The following is a 13,952-nucleotide window of genomic DNA, read 5'->3' as shown; positions in this document are numbered from 1 at the left end:
GACATCAAGAGAAATGGGACAACATAGAAGGGACGGAAGCAAGGGAATGGATAAGTTGCGTAAGATGCTAGAAGGCGAAAATAATACTTTTTGGGAGTTTTTAGGGTGTGAACTGATTACAGCTGATGCAAACGAGGTACATATCGCTTTGGAGGCCAAACAACAGCATACCAATGTGATGGGTATTGTTCATGGGGGGGTGCTCACTTCATTGATGGATCAGGCGATGGGGATGGTCAGTATGGCTTCACGAAATATGGATCCATGTGTAACGACGAACCTGAATGTTCATTTTTTGTCAGCCATGAGGCAAGGACGATTGGAGGTCAAGGCGCGGATTCTTCATCAGGGAGGCCGCACTATAACCACCGAGGCAGAAGTAAGGGATAGCGAAGGTACACTCGGTTCTACATCTACAGCGACCTTCCGAGTATTACGAAAACAAGCAAGTGATTCAGGTAAGGCCTGACGCTTGACAAAAATTTTTATTATGTCATAATGAATTTATCAAAACGATATAATATGGTGATGCCAATGGATAGCAATCGTATAAACGAAGAGGCGCAGAAGGCGTCGTACAACATTAAGAAATACCGCACCCCGGATGGTGCCCCGGCGGATATCGTTATGTTTACCTTAACGAAGCGGGAACGTAAGACGGTAACAAAGACATTGCCGATTCGGGAGCTGAAAGTGATGCTCATCAAGCGCCGCAGTTGGCCGTTTGCGGGACGCTGGGCGTTGCCTGGAGGGTTTTGTCAGGAAGATGAATCCATGTATGGAGCGGCCAAACGGGAGCTGTTAGAGGAAACGGGTGTGGACGGCGGGCATCTGGAGTATTTGGGTGTATATAGTGGACCGGGACGTGATCCGCGCGGGTGGATCATATCGCATGCGTTTTTTGCGCTGGTAGAGGAATGGATGTTGGAGCAGCGTCAGGCGGCCGATGATGCTTCCGAGGTCGGGCTATTCACGATCCGCGAAGCGTTGGAGGAATTGGAGCTGGCATTCGATCACCGGGATATCATAGTAGATGCTTATCGCAAAATTCAGTTGCAGATGCTTCAGACGACGATAGCCAAGCAGTTTTTACCGCCACATTTTACACTGGGTGAATTGTATCAGGTGATTCAGAGCGTTGTACCGGATTTCGAAGAGCCGAACTTTATTCGCAAAATAACATCGACTCGTAGCAGACAGGGAATACTGGAAGAGGTGCGTGATGAGAACGGCAAACCGCTCAGTTCCAACCAGTATTCACAAAGACCGGCACAGTTGTACCGTTTTAGTGACAGAGTACCGCGTTTATCTATCTATACGTAACGTCTAATGGAATAGGCTACGATATAGAACGTACAATCTCACTTTGAGGATAAGGAGCTGACTGTACGATGAAGGCACTGATTGTTATTGATTACACGAAAGATTTTGTGGACGGTAGTTTGCCTGTAGGACAACCTGCGATTGAGTTGGATGAACGGATCGCAGCAATTACGCAGGCATACGTGGATCAAGGGGACTTTGTTGTCATGGCTGTGGATTTACATGAAGAGAATGACCTTTATCACCCGGAGAGCAAGCTGTTTCCTCCACATAATATACGTGGAACCAATGGACGACAATTGTATGGCAAGCTCCATAGCCTCTATGAGCAACAAAGTGATCTTATCTATTGGTTGGATAAAACACGGTACAGTGCCTTTGCTGGCACAGATCTGGAGCTCAGGCTGCGTGAACGTGGTATTCTGGAAGTTCATCTGATGGGTGTGTGTACAGATATATGTGTGCTGCATACCGCTGTAGATGCTTATAACAAAGGTTTTGCTATTACCGTGTACAAGGACGCTGTGGCGAGCTTTAATCAGGCTGGACATGATTGGGCTTTGGGTCATTTTGAGGGAGGTCTTGGAGCCGCGGTACGGTCGGCTGAGGATACGGTTTTACGCCAGAAGAAGTAAAATAACTTAACGATTGAGCACCAATGTCCGATAACAAAATGGAACCGGATATTGCTGAATCTGGGCAGATGAGGCGGTACGCCGCCACAAAGCCGGGGACAGTCAGAGAGGATGATTACGATGCAGTCAACGAGCCTCGCATTACATACAGATAAATATCAGATTAATATGATGTACGCCCATTGGGTGAACGGAAGTCACCAGCGTAAAGCTGTGTTCGAGGCGTATTTTCGTAAGCTCCCCTTCGGTAATGGATACGCGGTGTTCGCTGGTCTGGAACGCATTGTGAATTACATTGCAAATTTGCGGTTTACAGAAGAGGACATTCGCTACCTGTCAGAGCAGGAGGAGAAGTATGATCCCATGTTCATGGAGGCATTACGCCAGTTTAAGTTTGGCGGAACTGTCCATTCGATGAAAGAAGGGGCACTTGTTTTTCCGAACGAACCTCTGGTACGTGTTGAAGGAACGATTATGGAAACGCAGCTTGTCGAGACGGCGTTGCTAAATTTTATGAACTATCAGACACTCATTGCGACAAAGGCGTCGCGCATCAAGCAAGTGGCAAGTGACGATACACTGCTCGAATTTGGCACACGGCGTGCGCAGGAAGCAGATGCGGCGATTTGGGGAGCCCGGGCAGCTTATGTCGCAGGCTTTGACGCGACTTCTAATATGCTGGCAGGCGAGCACTTTGGAATCCCGACGAAGGGGACACATGCCCATTCGTGGGTGCAAACCTTTATGACAGAGCAGGAGGCGTTTGACGTGTATGCGAAGGTTTTGCCAGATCAAGTTACGCTACTGGTAGATACCTTTGACACGTTGGAGAGCGGTGTTCCTCATGCGATTCGGACAGCAAAGATGCTGGAGAGTCAGGGCAAGCGTATGAATGCAATCCGTCTGGATAGCGGTGATTTGGCTTATCTATCCATTCAGGCGCGGGAAATGCTCGATGCTGAAGGCTTGGATTACGTACAAATTGTAGCTTCCAATGATTTGGATGAAAATACGATTTTCAATCTGAAAGCCCAAGGGGCACGTATTGATGTATGGGGTGTAGGAACACAGCTTATTACAGCTTCGGATCAACCTTCACTTGGCGGGGTGTACAAGCTGGTTGAGCGGGAAGTGGATGGCGAAATGCTGCCGACGATTAAGATTTCGGGTAACCCAGAAAAAGTATCTACACCAGGCAAGAAGGATGTATATCGCATTGTGGATAAGAAGAAGGGGAGAGCCGTAGCCGATTATATTTCTTTCCCGGATGAAGAGCGTCCGCGTAATGGTAAGCGTCTGAAGCTGTTTAATCCCTTGCATCCGTATATGAAAAAGTATGTAGAAAATTACGAAGCCGTACCGATGCTTGAGCCTATTTTCGTAAACGGACAGAAGGTATATGAGCTTCCCGAGCTGGATGAAATTCGTGCCTATCATAATTCACAGTTGAAACTGTTTTGGCCAGAATATTTGCGGAAGCTGAACCCTGAAATTTATCGCGTGAATCTTAGCGAAAAGGTGTGGGAGCTGAAGCAAAAGCTGATTGACAGCTACATGCAGCCCGAAGTTGAAGAAAAGGAATAGTTTGAAGAGGCACCTCATGAATGTATGGGGTGCCTTTTTGTGTCGTGTGGAAATAGGAGCTTATTTATAAATTTCTCTCATAACATGTCGCAGCTCAGGGACAATAATGCGTTCCATTGCCAGACGAACGGCTCCGCGTGAGCCAGGCATAGAAAATACAGCTGTCTGGCCCACAGTGCCAGCTACAGCCCGGCTTAATATAGCTGCTGAACCAATGTCCTCGGCAAAGCTTAAATAACGGAAGATTTCCCCAAATCCAGGTAGTTCCTTATCCAGTAGAGACGACACGGCTTCATATGTTGTATCACGTGGAGAAATACCGGTACCGCCTGTCAAAAGTACAGCCTCGATGTCATCCTGTGCCGCAGCTTCGGATACTAACTGCCGGATACCTTCATAGTCGTCCTTGACGATGACATATCGAACAACCTCATATCCATTATTTCTCAGTAGATCCATGAGCAGTCGTCCCCCAGTATCTGTTTCCACGGTGCGTGTGTCAGAGACGGTCACGACCATGCAATTAACCTGCTGCGGGGATTCCTGCCGATGCTCCTCTACAGAAGACATATTCATTGAAATGTTCACTCCTTGATCGATGGTTAGACATACACTTTTTACAATAGAGGAATGACTGAGCGTATGCAAGTCAGAAACAGGGGCTAAAAAGCCATGTGATTAATATCCTTGCGCTTGCACGTTGGAATATAGTACACTTCCTTACATAAGTCGGGATTTTTTGGTTTTATTTTGTTGAAAGCGCGAACATCAAATGATTAGTCTCAACGGTCAGTGGGTAATAGTACAGCAGGGTCAACAACTGGGAGGTAATGTAATATGAATCATTCATACCAACAATGCGTAGATGCTTGCCTGGAATGTATGAACGCTTGTAATGTATGTTACGTAGCGAGTTTGAAGGAATATGATTTAGCTATGCTGCGTGAATGTATTCGAGTGAGTAGGGAATGTGCAGAGATATGCGGGTTTGCTGCTCAAATGCTGCAGCGCGGAACGGATTTTGCCGAGCAAATCTGTGAACTATGCGCTAAAGCCTGTGAGGTATGTGCTGCTGAATGCAGCAAGCATTCCCATGATCATTGCAAACATTGTGCAGAAGCCTGCCGTCGTTGCGTTCAGGCCTGCCGCCAATTGGTGGCAGTGTAATTACATATATGAACTAGTGCCTGAAGAGGAAATAAAAGGTTGCTTTCTACTGAATAGGTTTGTATAATGATGGGAATTAACGTCATGGAACGGGAGAGTAGCAACGGAGTCGTATCATTACAGCGAGCCGGAAGAGGTGGAAGCCGGTATGAGATCCGATGTGAAGCGCACCCGGGAGACGGTTGATCCAACGAGGAGAACTTTTAGTAGATCAGCCCGGCAGACACCGTTATTAGTCATTGGAGTGAAATCGCGATTTGTGTAAGTTGGCTTTAGCTGCACAACCGATTTACGAAGAGTGGTACCGCGGGGATATTGAAGTTCTCGTCTCTTGAATTATTTCAAGAGGCGGGGGCTTTTTTTGTTAGATACTATGGAAGAAGGAGAGAGAAAAACATGTTGTTGATTGCTACTCAAGCTATATTGGCCCATACGGGCTTGGAGGAGAAAGAAGTTTTATCTTTATTTGAGGTGCCTCCACAGCCTGAATGGGGAGATGTGGCGTTTCCCTGTTTTGTACTGGCTAAAAAGTTTCGAAAGTCTCCACAGCAAATTGCACTGGAATTGGCGGAGCTAGTAAGCCATGAAGAAGGTTTAACCGCTTCAGCATCGGGTGCCTATGTAAATATAATACTGGATCGATCTGTTCATATTCCGCTTATGTTTGCTGAATTGAGCAAGGCTGATTTCCTCAAGCCCAATATCGGACACGGACAGCGGGTGGTGATTGATATGTCTTCGCCCAATATTGCCAAACCGTTTGGTATCGGTCATCTCCGCTCTACTGTTATCGGTGCTGCCTTGTATCGCATACTTGGTGAGACCGGATATATTCCAATTAGTGTGAATCATCTAGGGGATTGGGGGACACAATTTGGCAAGCAAATTGCGGCCTATAAAAGATGGGGAAATGAGGAGCAGCTACAACATGATCCGATTGGTGAATCGCTAAAGCTATATGTGCGTTTTCATCAGGAGGCTGAGCATGACCCGTCTTTGGAGGATGAAGGCCGCGAGTGGTTCCGACGTTTGGAGCATGGGGACGCTGAGGCTCAGCGACTATGGGAGTTTTTTGTTGAAGTCAGTCTGGGTGAATTTGATCGTATGTACCAGCGTCTGAACATTACATTTGACCATGTGCTGGGAGAAAGTTTTTACAATGATAAGATGCAGGCAGTTGTCGCCCAATTAAGAGCAAAAGGACTGCTGGAGGAAAGTGATGGGGCGCTCGTGGTTCGTCTGGAAGACGAACAGCTGCCGCCGTGTCTTATTCTGAAAAAGGATGGGACCACCATTTATCCGACACGTGATCTGGCAACAGCGATTTATCGTCATGAGGTGATGAAGGCTGATCGATTGCTGTACGTCGTTGGCGGGGAACAGAAGTTGCATTTCCAACAGGTGTTTGCGGTGCTGAAGCATGCAGGGGAGGCATGGGCGGAGCAATGTGAGCATGTGCCGTTTGGATTAATGCGGTTTGCAGGTAAGAAAATGTCCACAAGACGCGGCAAGGTTGTGAAGCTGGAGGAGGTGCTGGATGAAGCTGTAGCGCGTGCTCAAGCCATCATTACTCAGAAGAACCCTGATTTACAGGAACAACAGGCAATAGCCGAGGACGTTGGCATCGGGGCGATTATTTTTGGTGATTTAAAAAACAACCGTCTGAATGAAGTGGATTTTTCGTTGGAGGAGGCGCTGACCTTTGAAGGCGAGACTGGGCCTTATGTGCAGTATACTCATGCGCGCATACGCAGCCTTCTGGAGAAAGCTCACGCTTGCGCTGATGTTAATTCTAATTCTAGTGACAACGCCCTTGCCCAGGATAGGCATTCTCCTGATTTGAATGACGCATCGGATGAAATGTTGGGTGATGCAGGCTGGGCGCTGCTTAAGCAATTGGATCGCTATCACGGACAGCTGATACGTGCGGCTCGACAACTGGAGCCTTCGGTTATTGCGAGATTTGCATTGGATACGGCACAGGCGTTTAACCGTTTTTACGCCAAGGAACGGATTGTCGATGGTGGACGGTGGCGTATTCAGTTGGCAGAACAAACTGCGGATATTCTGGCATGCACGCTGCAACTTCTTGGCCTAAAAGCACCTAATCGGATGTAAACAAAGCGAATAAAGGGGAGCGAGATACAAGTGAGTATTCTTGCAACAATGCGTAATGTAAGTAAACGATACAAGAATGTAGCAGCCTTGGATAACGTTACTTTTGCTATTGAGCAGGGAAATTTGATTACGATTGTAGGTAAAAACGCTTCCGGCAAAAGCACACTGCTGCTTTTGTTGGCGGGATTGCTGCGACCCAGCTCTGGCAGTATCGAATGGCGACCAGAATCTTTGATAACCATTGGTTATGCGCCTGATCGGCTGCCGCAGCTGAATTTTACACCACGGCAGTATTTACAGCATATGGGCTTCATGCAGGGGATGCAGCGGGACGAATTGAGGCGAGAAATTGATTTTCGGCTGGAGCAATTTGCATTAATACATGCCGCTGATCGTGACATGCGTGGTTTTTCCAAAGGGATGCTGCAAAAGGTTAACCTGGCACAGGCACTTTTGGGAAGACCGGAGTTATTGTTGCTGGATGAGCCACTTGGTGGCGTGGATGAGGACACGCAAATTACGATAATTCAGCTTCTGGGCGATTTAAGGGAACAGGGCATCACAGTATTGGCCTCCACTCATGAGCCACAGCTTGTACAGCAGGCAGCGCAGCAGGTGCTTGTTCTGGAGTGTGGGCGCCTTGTGGCACAATACGACCCGCATTATGTACTGCGCACAATACAACAGATTGTATGCACAGGGATCTCGGCGTCGGAGGTAGAGAGCTTGCTCTCTAGTGAGCAGACGGAGTGGATGGTCGATAATCATCATGATCGTATTCGTTTGGCTGTAGAGAAGGAGGCGGGAGATCGGCTGTTGATGAAGTTGATTCAGTCAGGAGCCTCTATTGTTTCCGTACATCAGGACGCGAAGTGGTCCAATGATATAACTGATGCTTCCAATGCTGTTGTAAGTCGGGGACGCGAGGGGGAGGGAACGACCTTATGATTTTTGCGATCCGTTACGTATTGCAAAGCTATACGCGTTCACGACGTTATGTACCGCCTGTTGTAATCTATTTATTTGCCATGATGCTGATCTATTCTTACAAGCCCAGCACTATAGCCGACAGCTATAGTGTTACTGCCCTTTTATTGTTTTTTGCTTCCGCATGGCTGGGAATCAGTCTATTGAACCACGAGCATCCGGTACAAAAGCAGCTATCAGTTCAGCATACTCGACGTCACTGGATATATTTTAGCGCTGAGTTAATAGCTGCGTATATACTGCTTGTTTTTATGACAGGTGTTGCAGTGATTTACCCGGTAGTTTTCAAAATGTTTGAGCATGTACCTTCTACGCTGCAATGGATCGTTGGTGTTACAGGTCATTTATCGCTTGCATTACTAGGGTTGTCCTTATCGCTATTTTGCCAGCGAATTTTTATAGTGAAGATGAATCGTAGCCTGTCATTGGTTATCATCGCGCTCACTGCATCGCTTGCCGGACCGCGTCTGACGGAGTTGCTTCCCGTCGGAGTTCATTGGATGATATGGATTCTTCCCCCTGCGCATCTTATAGTAAATGCAATGATGAACCAGGATCAGATGCATACGGAAGATGTTATTTGGGCGTTGCTGCTTCCCGCGGTGTATGCTTTTGTAATGATAGGTGCATACATAAAGATTGTGAGCAGAAAAGAGCTAGACGGGTTACACTAATCGCAGGTATTCCGCTGTTTTGCAACCAATTTGTGCATATTTGAAACATTTGATGATTCTATTGCGTCGGTAAGTATAGAAGCAAAGAAACATGGAGGTGTATCTCATGAAAAAAAATAAAAGCGTGACAGCTGCCCTGCTTGTCGTCTGCTCATTGGCAGTGGCTACGTCGGCTTCTGCTTTTCGTGATATAAAGGGAGCTGAACAGGAGAAGATCGTAAACTCGCTTCAGGGCAAAGGAATTATTCAAGGAATAACCAAGGATAAGTTTGCACCAGATCAAACACTCACGTATGCACAAGGAGTACACTTGGTTGTTCGTGCGATGGATCTTAAGGTTATGCCTGATTTCACAACGGGTTCCTTTGCAAACATTCCGGCTTCCGCATGGTATGCCCAGTCCTATCGGATTGCAGCCCAACACCAAATCCCTTTGTCACCGGATATTGATCCGAGCACCCGTATGACAAGAGAACAATTCGCGAATATTCTGTATAAAGCAGTGAGTGCAACTGGAGAATATCCAACCGTCCGTATGTACATTAATGTAGCGGATGGCAAGAAACTGGACCAAGAATCAAGCGAAGCGGTTCAATTCCTACTGTTGACCAAAATTGCAAAATTGGACGAACAGAGCAACTTTAATCCGGATCGTAAAGTAACGCGGATGGAGGCAGCGGAAATGGTCTATAATGCATCCGAATTTGTGCAAAATCATAAACCAGTTGAAGCCACTCCTGAAAATCCGGCTGAGCCTGCAGATCCGGTTCAACAAAACGGTATTAGTATGAGTATAGAGAAGGCGAATGACCAGCAGAACAAAGTGACAATCACCCGTTTGCAGGCACCTAATCCAGGTTACGGTATTGAAGTGGATCACATTGACTACGTAGATAATACGAATGCAGTAATTTACTACAAGTTGACTAGTCCAAAGCCGGGGGAAATGAACATTCAGGTCATTACGGATACCCACACAAGTACATTGGTAGACAGCAAGTATAAGATTACGCTCAAAGCGGTAGATGGAACAGTGCTTCCGCCCACAGGAACAAGCACATCTGTAGCTAAATAAAATTACAAGCCACATGTCCTATATAAAAATAAAACCAGCAAGTCTCCAATGTGTATAGGAGACTTGCTGGTTTTTTAATGCAAAATGTTAATCGTTAGCCCCAAGCAATACGGCTATTCGAGCTTTAAATGCTGACTTTGCCTGTAAGCAAGCCATCTTGCGCAGGAGGTGTAGCAGAGGATGAAGAAGGTTCTGTTGCAACCGTTCCCGACTGGAGCTGATACATTTGGAAGTAACGACCGCCTTGGGCCATAAGCTCGTCATGACTACCCCGTTCAACAATTTCACCTCGATGCAGCACCAAAATTTGGTCCGCACTGCGAATGGTGGACAACCGGTGGGCAATGATAAAGGTCGTACGTCCCTTCTTGAGTACCTCGAGAGCGGATTGGATGAGCGCTTCCGTTTCGGTGTCAATATTGGCTGTAGCTTCATCCAGAATTAAAATTGCAGGATCAAAGGCTAGTGCACGAGCGAAGGAAATAAGCTGGCGTTGCCCGGCTGATAAGGTACTGCCTTTTTCAATAACGGGCTCATCAAATCCTTGCGGCAAATGGGCCAGCAGTTTGTCGGCTCCAACGTCATGCAGCGCTTTATTCACCTGTTCTCTCGTGATTCGGCTGTCTCCTAGACTGACATTGGAGGCTACCGTACCTGTGAACAAATATGGATCTTGAAGAACAATACCCATATGATGGCGAAGCCATTGTTTAGGAATGTCTTTGACAGATGTCCCGTCAATGGTGATCGTTCCTTTTTGCGGATCATAGAACCGGAATAGCAGGTTGATAATCGAACTTTTACCTGATCCGGTATGTCCGACAAGGGCAACGGTTTGGCCGGGCTGTGCTGTAAAGGAAATATGTTTAAGCACATCATCCTTTTTGTAGGCAAAGGAAACGTCGTTAAACTCTACCTGGCCTTTGTAGCGCGGCATAGTGCCGTCCGTTACTGGCTCTCCAGTTTCGTCCATCAACTCAAATACGCGTCCTGAGGATACGATGGAAGTATCCAGTACGGCGAGTTGGTTGACCATACCCGTCATAGGCTGGAACAGTCTTCCCAGCACATCGACGAAGGCATACAATACACCTAGTGATACAGCACTACCTGTAGTGCCGAGCGCCTCAGATCCGAAATACCACAACACGACGGCAAAGGCGAGATTTCTCAGCACGTTGACTAAATTGTGTGAAGTGAAGGCGTTCAAATTCAGCATTTTATTCTGATGCTTCATATAGTCATCATTCAGTTCTTCAAACTCTTGCTGCGTTTGTTTCTGGTGCCGGAATACGCGAATAATGGACATCCCCTGAATAGATTCATTGATAATCGCATTAATCTCACTGAGTCTGGATCGAATGATCGTATTATAACGAGTGGCGACCTTGCGGTACAATACAATCCACAAGATCAGCAGCGGTACAATAAACAGAGAGATAAGACCCAGTCTGAAGTCCAGCAAAAAGAGTGCAACATATACTCCTGCCATCGTCACAATCCCTGAAGTGAAATTCGAGAGCACAGCCACAAACAAATCTTTGACTGCCTCAGTGTCATTCGTAACACGGGATACGACCTTGCCTGCGGGCAAGTTATCAAAAAAGTAAACTGGCAACCGCTGGATGTGCGCGTAGAGATCAAGCCGAAGCTTTTGAATGACCTTGTTCGCCGAGGATTGTAGCCAGTATGTTTTGCCGAACTCAGCAAAAATCGAAATGACCAAGAAGAAGCAATACCAGCCAATCAGCTGAAAGATGCCGGGCATTTCCGGTTTGTAAAAGCTATACAGCTCATCAGCTGTCAGAGCCTTGGCTTCATAGCGAAAGGTATCGGAACCGCGTGTCACGGTCAGCGTTCCGTTCGTAAAGGAGCGGTTACCGTCAGCCACTTGGACCGAGCCATCGACAAATACGAAAGATTTCCCAACTTGTAAAATCCTCGCTTCGCGACCTTTGGCCTCCCCGGCCTCAAAGCGATCTTCACGCTTAAAGTGGGTTCCAGCATAACTTACAGTGCCGTCCACACTAGTCGTTTCATAAAATGGTTTTTCAATAGCGAGCATATGGTCGTCGATCATCGTTTTGGCGATGAAGGGACCGGCCAGCTCGGCGGCTACTCCGATAGCCAATGCGATGAGAGCGGCGATAAAACCCGCTTTGCTCGTCAGCGCGTACTGGAATAGCCTTTTGCCGATATTGGGTTTCATTAGGATACCTCCCCTGAGGTCAGATCAGATTCCACTTGTTGCCGTTCATACTGTTGCCGGTACCATCCGTCAGCCTGAAGCAGCTCGCTATGGGTTCCTTCCTCAATAATACGTCCTTGCTCCAGCACGACGATCCGGTCTGCATGTTCTACAGCCGAGAGGCGGTGGGTGGAGATCAAGGTTGTTTTACCCGAGCGCTTACGTCGGATATTGTCAATAATCCGTGCTTCCGTCCGGGCATCTACTGCAGATAGTGCATCGTCAAGCACTAGAATATCCGGATCACCGATAAAGGCGCGTGCCAGCGAAACACGCTGCTTCTGGCCACCTGACAGGGCGATGCCTTTTTCTCCGACCAGTGTATCCAGCCCATCGGACAGGGTACCCAAATCCTGGTCAAAGGCAGCAGTACGTATAGCTTCCATGATGTCGTCATCATCTGCACGAGGTTTCCCGAACTGAATGTTCTCGCGCACCGATTTGGAAAACAAAATTTGCTCTTGCGGCACGTAGCCGATCCAGCTGTGTAATTGTTCCACTGCAATGTCCTCCAGGCGTGTGCCGGAGATTAAAATATCACCGCTGCCCGTCGGATATTCATGCAGTAGCTGTTTGAGTAGAGTGGATTTCCCACTGCCTGTTCGACCGACGACGCCTAGCGTTTCTCCGCGTTTTAGCTCCAGATTCACATGTGACAGATTGTCAATAGTGGAGGTAGGATAACGGAAGGTAACGTCTTTCATCCTGATGGATTCGGGGCGGTCAACTGGAACAGGTAGAGCTGCATCCTGAACGTCTGGCTGGACATCGAGAGTTTCATTAACCCGGTCCAGGGAAGCGCTACCGCGCTGCATAATGTTAATCAGCTCGCCAATGGCAAACATCGGCCAAATCATCATTCCTAGATACATGTTAAAGGATACCAGTTCGCCTAGCGTGATATCGTTATGAAATACCAGATAAATACCATAACCGAGTCCGATGACGTAGCTAAGTCCTACGCATAAGCGAATCGTCGGTTCAAAGAGAGCATCCATCCGGGCGACAGCCAGATTTTTACGAAATACATCATCGGTAATATCAGCGAAACGCTTTTCGTCCATTCGCTCTTGCACGTAGGCGCGAATGACCCGTATACCTGCCACCGACTCCAACACCTGATCGTTCATATCACCAAATGCATCTTGTGCCAGTGTGTAACGCTCGTGAACGGCTTTACCGTAAATGCTCATTGCCAGCGCGATAAAAGGAAGGGGCAGGATAGCTGCCAGTGTCAATTTCCAACTGATTAGGGTGCCCATGGCAACCAGTACAACGCTCAGATAGACCGTAGAGTCTGTTAGTGTTAGCATGCCGAAGCCCGCTGTACTAGCTACAGAGCGAAGATCGTTCGTGGCACGAGCCATCAGATCGCCAGTGCGATTGCGTTCAAAAAATGGAGGGGTCATCCGCAGCAGATGATTCATAAAGCGTGTGCGCAGTAGGCGCTCCACCAGATTAGCACCACCAAACAGCTTGTGCATCCATATGTACGTAACGTAGTAGATGACGGCGAGAAGGCCTAAGATAAGAAAAATGTAACGCCAAAGGGAGGACCAGGAAATCGTACCGCGCACGATCTCATCAATGGCGCTACCTAGCAGCCGAGGAGGAGCCAGCTCCACAATACCAACGGCTATCAGCATAAACAATCCAATGGAGTATCGGCTTCGTTCTCTTTTAAAAAACCAACTTAAATTTTTGAGTACCGAAAACAAGAGGAATCCCATCCTTTCATGACAAGCTCATTCGAGAGTTGTGTACCATTTTGAAAAAACAACAGCGGCTGTTGCCTTGAGCTTCATCCGGCAGCAGGCGCAAAAAAGGCATACCGTCCGCAGACGATATGCCTTAAATCTCAATATCATATGGCGCGCAGGTATTTTCAGCACACTCACCACTGAAAAACTGCTTAAACGCAGGCAGCCACTCGTATTAAACCATACAACGTGAATGGCCCAATTCTGAAGGATGCAACAGTGGAGATGCTCCGGTATGAAGTTGTTGTGTTTGTAGATATGGGTGAAATGCAATAGGAAATTTTAGCACCGGTAACACTCCTTTCTTCCTCAAAATGGGTTCATTCTAACATGAGTAACCGTTCGAATTGGTAATAAATTTCAAAATGGATCTCGTATGGT

Annotated in this window: 12 protein-coding genes and 1 other annotated feature; of the genes, 9 read left to right on the top strand and 3 right to left on the bottom strand. The window is 47.3% G+C overall.

The window, feature by feature from the left end; all coding sequences use genetic code 11:
• The first annotated feature begins 46 nt into the window (after positions 1 to 46).
• The 4 genes from AC6EJC_RS17695 to AC6EJC_RS17680 all read left to right on the top strand — a co-directional run bounded on the left by AC6EJC_RS17695 (position 47) and on the right by AC6EJC_RS17680 (position 3,542).
• Positions 47 to 469 carry a PaaI family thioesterase gene (locus AC6EJC_RS17695; protein ID WP_444955103.1) on the top strand — a complete coding sequence of 141 codons (423 nt, stop codon included), beginning with the start codon at positions 47 to 49 and terminating at the stop codon, positions 467 to 469.
• A gap of 65 nt (positions 470 to 534) precedes the next feature.
• Complete coding sequence (locus AC6EJC_RS17690) at positions 535 to 1,323, top strand: NUDIX domain-containing protein (protein WP_444955102.1); 789 nt, start codon at positions 535 to 537, stop codon at positions 1,321 to 1,323.
• 68 nt (positions 1,324 to 1,391) lie between these two features.
• Positions 1,392 to 1,958, top strand: a complete 567-nt coding sequence (locus tag AC6EJC_RS17685) for a cysteine hydrolase family protein (RefSeq protein WP_444955101.1) — start codon at positions 1,392 to 1,394, stop codon at positions 1,956 to 1,958.
• Positions 1,959 to 2,078: 120 nt separating this feature from the next.
• Entirely contained in the window at positions 2,079 to 3,542 is a 1,464-nt protein-coding gene (locus AC6EJC_RS17680; protein ID WP_444955100.1) for a nicotinate phosphoribosyltransferase, read from the top strand.
• A 60-nt stretch (positions 3,543 to 3,602) separates the two neighbouring features.
• Here AC6EJC_RS17680 and AC6EJC_RS17675 read toward each other — a convergent pair whose 3' ends face one another.
• Positions 3,603 to 4,118, bottom strand: coding sequence for a MogA/MoaB family molybdenum cofactor biosynthesis protein (locus tag AC6EJC_RS17675; RefSeq protein WP_444955099.1), 516 nt, complete (start codon positions 4,116 to 4,118; stop codon positions 3,603 to 3,605).
• 261 nt (positions 4,119 to 4,379) lie between these two features.
• On the opposite strand from AC6EJC_RS17675, the gene AC6EJC_RS17670 reads away from it, so the two are divergent.
• The 5 genes from AC6EJC_RS17670 to AC6EJC_RS17650 all read left to right on the top strand — a co-directional run bounded on the left by AC6EJC_RS17670 (position 4,380) and on the right by AC6EJC_RS17650 (position 9,563).
• Complete coding sequence (locus tag AC6EJC_RS17670; RefSeq protein WP_023988251.1) at positions 4,380 to 4,709, top strand: four-helix bundle copper-binding protein; 330 nt, start codon at positions 4,380 to 4,382, stop codon at positions 4,707 to 4,709.
• 76 nt (positions 4,710 to 4,785) lie between these two features.
• Positions 4,786 to 5,044, top strand: a binding site (T-box leader).
• Positions 5,045 to 5,105: 61 nt separating this feature from the next.
• Positions 5,106 to 6,827 carry an arginine--tRNA ligase gene (gene argS, locus AC6EJC_RS17665; protein ID WP_444955098.1) on the top strand — a complete coding sequence of 574 codons (1,722 nt, stop codon included), beginning with the start codon at positions 5,106 to 5,108 and terminating at the stop codon, positions 6,825 to 6,827.
• Positions 6,828 to 6,857: 30 nt separating this feature from the next.
• Positions 6,858 to 7,775, top strand: a complete 918-nt coding sequence (locus AC6EJC_RS17660) for an ATP-binding cassette domain-containing protein (RefSeq protein WP_444955097.1) — start codon at positions 6,858 to 6,860, stop codon at positions 7,773 to 7,775.
• The gene (locus AC6EJC_RS17655) at positions 7,772 to 8,488 is read left to right on the top strand and encodes a hypothetical protein (protein ID WP_444955096.1); all 717 of its coding nucleotides are present in this window, start codon (positions 7,772 to 7,774) and stop codon (positions 8,486 to 8,488) included. The genes AC6EJC_RS17660 and AC6EJC_RS17655 overlap by 4 nt, the downstream gene beginning before the upstream one ends.
• A 106-nt stretch (positions 8,489 to 8,594) precedes the next feature.
• Positions 8,595 to 9,563, top strand: a complete 969-nt coding sequence (locus tag AC6EJC_RS17650; RefSeq protein WP_444955095.1) for an S-layer homology domain-containing protein — start codon at positions 8,595 to 8,597, stop codon at positions 9,561 to 9,563.
• Positions 9,564 to 9,687: 124 nt separating this feature from the next.
• Here the strand turns inward: AC6EJC_RS17650 and AC6EJC_RS17645 are convergent, their stop codons facing one another.
• Together AC6EJC_RS17645 and AC6EJC_RS17640 are read right to left on the bottom strand one after the other, a co-directional pair.
• Positions 9,688 to 11,772 carry an ABC transporter ATP-binding protein gene (locus AC6EJC_RS17645; RefSeq protein ID WP_444955094.1) on the bottom strand — a complete coding sequence of 695 codons (2,085 nt, stop codon included), beginning with the start codon at positions 11,770 to 11,772 and terminating at the stop codon, positions 9,688 to 9,690.
• Positions 11,772 to 13,529 (bottom strand): ABC transporter ATP-binding protein, encoded by a 1,758-nt coding sequence (locus tag AC6EJC_RS17640; RefSeq protein WP_444955093.1) that lies wholly within the window; start codon positions 13,527 to 13,529, stop codon positions 11,772 to 11,774. Before AC6EJC_RS17640 ends, AC6EJC_RS17645 begins: the two co-directional genes overlap by 1 nt.
• Positions 13,530 to 13,952 lie beyond the last annotated feature (423 nt).

Source organism: Paenibacillus sp. TY11, from assembly GCF_059772165.1.
Note: the sequence above shows the minus strand (reverse complement) of the source record. Positions and strands in the feature narration are given on the sequence as shown.

What these genes read in the sequence shown, in the direction of transcription:
- argS (WP_444955098.1), top strand. Translation starts at nt 5,106, where the DNA reads ATGTTGTTGATTGCTACTCAAGCTATATTGGCCCATACGGGCTTGGAG.
- AC6EJC_RS17685 (WP_444955101.1), top strand. Translation starts at nt 1,392, where the DNA reads ATGAAGGCACTGATTGTTATTGATTACACGAAAGATTTTGTGGACGGT.
- AC6EJC_RS17650 (WP_444955095.1), top strand. Translation starts at nt 8,595, where the DNA reads ATGAAAAAAAATAAAAGCGTGACAGCTGCCCTGCTTGTCGTCTGCTCA.
- AC6EJC_RS17675 (WP_444955099.1), bottom strand. Translation starts at nt 4,118, where the DNA reads ATGAATATGTCTTCTGTAGAGGAGCATCGGCAGGAATCCCCGCAGCAG.
- AC6EJC_RS17695 (WP_444955103.1), top strand. Translation starts at nt 47, where the DNA reads ATGGATAAGTTGCGTAAGATGCTAGAAGGCGAAAATAATACTTTTTGG.
- AC6EJC_RS17645 (WP_444955094.1), bottom strand. Translation starts at nt 11,772, where the DNA reads ATGAAACCCAATATCGGCAAAAGGCTATTCCAGTACGCGCTGACGAGC.
- AC6EJC_RS17690 (WP_444955102.1), top strand. Translation starts at nt 535, where the DNA reads ATGGATAGCAATCGTATAAACGAAGAGGCGCAGAAGGCGTCGTACAAC.
- AC6EJC_RS17655 (WP_444955096.1), top strand. Translation starts at nt 7,772, where the DNA reads ATGATTTTTGCGATCCGTTACGTATTGCAAAGCTATACGCGTTCACGA.
- AC6EJC_RS17670 (WP_023988251.1), top strand. Translation starts at nt 4,380, where the DNA reads ATGAATCATTCATACCAACAATGCGTAGATGCTTGCCTGGAATGTATG.
- AC6EJC_RS17680 (WP_444955100.1), top strand. Translation starts at nt 2,079, where the DNA reads ATGCAGTCAACGAGCCTCGCATTACATACAGATAAATATCAGATTAAT.